Below are 5,573 nucleotides of genomic sequence, written 5' to 3'. Positions count from 1 at the left end.
TAGCTAAATCAGGATTAATATATGATGGAAATTATAAAAGTACTTTAGTGAAAAATTAATACATTTTTACTTGTTTTTTACCACAGTACTTTGTTGTGGTGTCGTTTTTTTTATTATTTCCCATTTATTTGTATCCAATTCCATAATCTCAACACGATTCCAATTTATAAATTCTTCACAAGTAAATTCGAGTTTATTATTTTCCCATTTAATGAATTTGATATCATCCATTTTAAATGGACTCTTTATTTTTTCCATTTCTGAAAACGAGTTGCCCATTTTTTCAATCTCATAATAATTATGAAAAATGAAAATTCCATTCGGTGAGATTTCTACATCTTGATATATAAATTCGTCTTTTACTTCGATTATATTAAGTTCATTTGATTCTAAGCGATACACATAATCAGAAGTCAACACTATTATTTCATTAAGTTTTCCAGAAACTTTGACTGCTACAGGACTTCCTCTAAATTGGCCGACAGTTTTGTTTCCATAGTCATCCGCAAACTTAATCCAAGTCCAAAATTGAGAATTCCAAGGACTTTCCAAGTCGTAAATCCTTTCTTTATATTCTCCGGAATAAGGTTGACTTATTATTTCTGCTTTCACTATGTTTATGTGTTTTTCGGTACGTTCAGCAAATGCACCACAACGGTTTTGTGTATGATTAGTTGCGTGTTTTAAGCACTAAAGTAAGCAAATAAAACACAGATAGAAAGTCCGCGAGGACTTTCGTAAATTGGCTAAAACCAGCAATTAATTATACACGGTGTTAGCAAATGGCGTTTTTTCAGGTGGTAAATTCAGTTCCGCCAATATTTTATTCAATTCAGTCAGCGAATCTTTGTCAATTAATTCCGTATTGATTTTCAATTCCTTTTGTTCTGTTTTCAGCGTATAATCTCCTGCAAATTTTTTAATCCAATTTATTTCATTCAGATTTATTCTTTTTCTGAATCCATAAAGTCCATTTTTTCGAATCGTTCCGTTTTCTATTGTTAGATATTGATTTTTCAAATCGAACAAATAATGTCCAACGTATAAAATTCCAATTACTAAATATCCATAATCAGACCAACGATTATTTTCGGCTTCCCATACATTAAATACTCCAAGTCCAATCCAAACTATTCCGAGTATTAAATTCGCAAGCATTCTTTTTTTCTTGAATTTTATTTTCATTTCTGCTGTTTGTTTTCGCTTTTTGCTAACGGTCTTGTGTATGGTTAGTTGCGTGGTTAAGCACCTAATTTAGCAAATAAATCACAAATAGAATATTCCGCAGGAATGTTCGTAAGTCGGCAGTGAACCAAGCAATTAATTATACACGGTGTTGGCAAATCGGTTTTTTAATTCCATTCCACATTCAGTTTTTTCAATTCAGTATTTAATTCCGAAAGCGATTTTTCTGCGATAACTTTTGTGTCAATTGTAAATTTTCTTAAATCCGTTTTCAGAATATACTTTTCCGATTTTTTGTCAATCCGTTTTATTTCCGACATTTTTAATGGTTTGTGAAATAAAGCGTTTTTGGAAATCACTCCATTTTCCAAAGTCAGATATTGTTTCCTTTTTCGGTAAAAAAATGCAAAAAGAAAAATAATAGCTAATATTAAAAACCACGTATTTGTCCATTCAAATTGTTCAGTCTCAAATATTTTAAATAAACCCATAATAAACCAAACAATTCCAAACAACAACCATATGGCTTGTCTTTCTCGTTTGTTTTTAAATTCTATTGTCATTTATTTAATTCAATTTTTGTTAGTTCGGTTAACTGTTTGCCAACGTGATTGTGTATGGTTAGTTGCGTGATTAAGCAACTAAGTTAGCAAATAAATCACAAATAGAATATTCCGCAGGAATGTTCGTAAGTAGGCTTAAAACAAGCAATTAATTATACACGGTGTTGGCATTTCGTTGTTTTTCAGAGGTTCAATTTATTTACTTGAATCTTTTGTTTTTTTATATATTGCCCATAATAGAATTCCACTAAAAAACACAATACAACTTGTTCCAATTATCTTTCCAATGGTTGAATCATTCGTGTTTAGAATATAAATTCCTAATAAAATAAATAATATAGAATAGCCGAATCCTTGTAATAATTTCATCATTTTTTATTTGTTAAGTTTATTAATATCATTTTTTTAATTCCGATTTAGTGAGCAATTCCGCAATTTGCTGAATTCCGCATTCAATTCAGGTTTTGTTTTCAAGTTCAGTTTCCAATTCCGCAAACGAGCTAAAAGTTAAACGTTTTGTTTTAAATCACTCTTTATATATCAAAGTAGTGTTTTTCAAGATTCTCAATAATTTGTAATTCAGTCAGATTTGAGTCATTCGCATAGTTTTCAATTTTCGATTTAATGTCTTTTAAATTACTCATTATTGTCATTTTTAACGGTTCTGCTTAATGAATGCCAACGTAATTGTGTATGATTTCGTTGCGTGGTTTAAGCACTAAAGTTAGCAAATAAATCACAGATAGAAAGTCCGCGAGGACTTTCGTAAGTAGGCTATAACTAGCAATGAATTATACACGGTGTTAGCAGATGGCTTTCTATTTATATTCGATTGTATATTTTTTATTCCGAAGTTCATCAAAATCTTTTTTAAATATTAAATACCAATTTTGAAAATCGAGTTTTTTTTCGGGTATTCTTTTAAAATACGCTAAGTATGACATTAAAAGGTAGTTTACTGTATCTATAGAAATAGATTGAGCATCTTTAGGGTTTCTTATTTGTACTATATCTACCGTGTTTTTGTCATTCGGGTACAATTTACCTTTATAAATATCAGTTGCATGAACATTTCCCGAATATCCTCTATACATAATTTCATAAATTGCATTACGATTAAGATATTTTGCTAATTGCTGTATGTTTTGTGGACCTGCGAATAAAGAATACCAGTTCGGATTCTTTATTTTAGATTCAGTTCGTTTATATTCTTTTTCCACTTCAGAATATATAGGAAGATTTAATAATTCTTCAGAATTGTTTTTTGCATGCAAATAATCAATGCTATCTGTTAAAGCAGGATTTTTGATTAAACTATCTTTTTTAAATTCCGCTTTGAATTGTTTACCTACTTGTGTGTTTCCATCAAGTTTTTGGTAAAACTTTAAATCCTTGTGTGCAATCCAAACTATGAATGATAAAGCTCTATTTTTTGTGTCTTTCTCTAATAAATACTCCAAACTCAAAACATTTTCCAATAATATCCTCAAAGAAGATTTAGAAGCGTCAACAGAAGAGTTTTTTATTAAAATTGAAATTGCATCAGCGGTTTCTAAAATATTTCTCAAAAATAAGAGAGGAATAATATTTTCATCTCCGACAAGTTTTTTTTCGGTTTCCCACTTCATCATATGTGTTCCAAAATTGACAATTTCATCAATGAGGTTTGAAAAACTATGCAGAAGTTCTTTGACATCTGATTGTTCTCTTGGTAAAATATCATCAACAGATTTATATTTCATCGGTTTCTGTTTTTTAGCTTGCTGCTAACGGTTCAGTGTATGGTTAGTTGCGTGGTTAAGCACGTAATTTAGCAAATAAATCACAGATAGAATATTCCGAAGGAATGTTCGTAAGTCGGCAGTGACCTAGCAATTAATTATACACGGTGTTGTGCTTTCGTTATTTATTAATATTTTTATCTATGAGTTCAATAATATGCTCTAAAGTTGCCATTAGCTCCTTTTCTTCCTCTAATCCATTTTTTCGTATATTATAAAAAAGATGGTTCGTTGCATATCTAAATTCGGGATGATCAAATATTGACCTTATATTAAGTCCCATAATTTTTTCATCTTCAATAATCATGGCATTGATCCAATATGATTTTATCAAATCCTCTCTTTGAGTTTCTATTTTCACTATGTTTTCTAAAGCGTCTATCGTCAATTCCTTTAAAGATGCCAGTAAATATTTCAGTTCCTTATTTGAAAGTTGATTGATTTGTCCTGAAGAGATAATGGAATTAAGTATCCCGTTTTGAGGATCATACGTAGCGTTGTAATCCAGTTTTACGATTGATGCATAAAACAGACTATCCGACATTTTATCAAAAGCTGCTCTGTCTCTAAAAAGTGCTCTCATTTCTATTGCGGTTTGAAAGGATTTTTCGTTTCCCTCAATTGCGGATTCCAAAGCTTTCAGATTGAACGTCATTTCGTGCTTAAGGTCTTTGAGAATAGACTGCTCTGCTTTTTTTAGCTTTCGGTCTTCATTCCAGCCATTAATAGATACCGCTATAAGGATTCCGATAATCACAAGAAGAATCTCACCAATAGCATATTTCAGGTATTTACCTGTTTTATTTTTTTCCATTAGGTCGTATCGTATTTTTCTAAAGAATTTTATCATTGGTTAGCGGTTTCTGATAATGAAGCACAACGTGTTTGTATATGGTTTGTTGCGTGGTTAAGCAACTAAGTTAACAAATAAAAACCGAATAGAAAATCCGCGAGGATTTTCGTAAGTAGGCTAGAACCAAGCAATAAATTATATACGGTGTTGTGCATAGTTTTTATTTAATTTCAAATGTTTCTCTAAATGGGATATCTATTTTACCATTTCTATGATAATATCTCAGTATTCCATTTAATGTATATTTTCCATTTTTCAAGGAATCAAGTTCAATGTCTGCGAAAGAATGGTTTTCCATTATTTTATAATCAATCTTTTCATTAATCCCATTTAATTTAATGTTATCAATTATGATGTGTCTGTTTTCTTTTATCGATTGTGCTATATCAGATGATAAATTGATTTTTATACTATTATTTTGAATTTGAGTAATTCTCGTGTTTATACTATCTAATTTTCTAAATCCATCTGCATAATGTTTTGCAGTATTAGCATATTCAAAAACATAATTCATCGCTATAACGAGTTCGTTTTTTATAATGTTTAAGCGAAATTTATTTGAGTAGTTTTTTGTTTTTTTTCTTTGATTAAGTTCTGTTATTAAATAATCCTTATCAAATTTCACGATTTGCTTAATTTCATCAAGGATTATTCTGTATTCCGAAATTAAATTTTCAATACTGCTTTTCTCGTTTTTAATCGCTTTATCAATATCAGAAATCAGAGCTTCAACTTTCGGGTCTAAATTGTTGAGCCTGTCAATTTTCTTTTCTGGTATTTCTTCAATTCTTGTATAATAATATGCTCTATTTTGATTTAAATTTCTATTGTTAAATTCATAATTAGATTCTAAAAATGAATTAAAGTCAGTTTGCTCATCAATATTTTTTTCACAAGAAGAAAGAGCGAAAAATAGTAAGTAATATAATAATAAAAGTTTTCTCATTTAATTCCTAAATATTAATGTCGCTGTCGTTCGCTCAAATTATGCACAACGGTTTTGTGTATGGTTAGTTGCGTGTTTAAGAAACTAATTTAGTAAACAAAAACGAACGCGAGAAAATTCCGAAGGAATTTTCCAAATAATCACTTGCCAAAGCAATTAATTATACACGTCTTAAGTTTACAATTCATTAAATTTAAGGATAAATCAGAAAAGACAAAAGAGAGGAGTAAGGTTAATATACACGC

General features: G+C 29.8%; 6 protein-coding genes. All 6 read right to left on the bottom strand.

The annotated features are described in order from the left end of the window. Positions 1-66: 66 nt before the first annotated feature. The 6 genes from DFQ10_RS18255 to DFQ10_RS18230 all read right to left on the bottom strand — a co-directional run bounded on the left by DFQ10_RS18255 (position 67) and on the right by DFQ10_RS18230 (position 5,328). On the bottom strand, positions 67-612 hold the full coding sequence (locus DFQ10_RS18255; protein ID WP_115818896.1) for a hypothetical protein: 546 nt from the start codon (positions 610-612) through the stop codon (positions 67-69). 147 nt (positions 613-759) lie between these two features. Beyond that, complete coding sequence (locus DFQ10_RS18250) at positions 760-1,185, bottom strand: hypothetical protein (protein ID WP_115818895.1); 426 nt, start codon at positions 1,183-1,185, stop codon at positions 760-762. Between the two features lie 167 nt (positions 1,186-1,352). Next, positions 1,353-1,748: a hypothetical protein gene (locus DFQ10_RS18245; protein ID WP_115818894.1), complete on the bottom strand. Its 396-nt coding sequence runs from the start codon at positions 1,746-1,748 to the stop codon at positions 1,353-1,355. Positions 1,749-2,566: 818 nt separating this feature from the next. Further along, positions 2,567-3,490: a DUF5677 domain-containing protein gene (locus DFQ10_RS18240; RefSeq protein ID WP_115818893.1), complete on the bottom strand. Its 924-nt coding sequence runs from the start codon at positions 3,488-3,490 to the stop codon at positions 2,567-2,569. Between the two features lie 160 nt (positions 3,491-3,650). Beyond that, on the bottom strand, positions 3,651-4,343 hold the full coding sequence (locus DFQ10_RS18235; RefSeq protein ID WP_115818892.1) for a DUF6090 family protein: 693 nt from the start codon (positions 4,341-4,343) through the stop codon (positions 3,651-3,653). 199 nt (positions 4,344-4,542) lie between these two features. Next, positions 4,543-5,328: a hypothetical protein gene (locus DFQ10_RS18230; protein ID WP_115818891.1), complete on the bottom strand. Its 786-nt coding sequence runs from the start codon at positions 5,326-5,328 to the stop codon at positions 4,543-4,545. Between the last annotated feature and the right edge of the window lie 245 nt (positions 5,329-5,573).

The organism is Winogradskyella eximia (assembly GCF_003386165.1).
Lineage (GTDB): Bacteria > Bacteroidota > Bacteroidia > Flavobacteriales > Flavobacteriaceae > Winogradskyella > Winogradskyella eximia.
The sequence above is the reverse complement of the archived record's forward strand: the minus strand, read 5'-3'. Positions and strand labels throughout refer to the sequence as shown.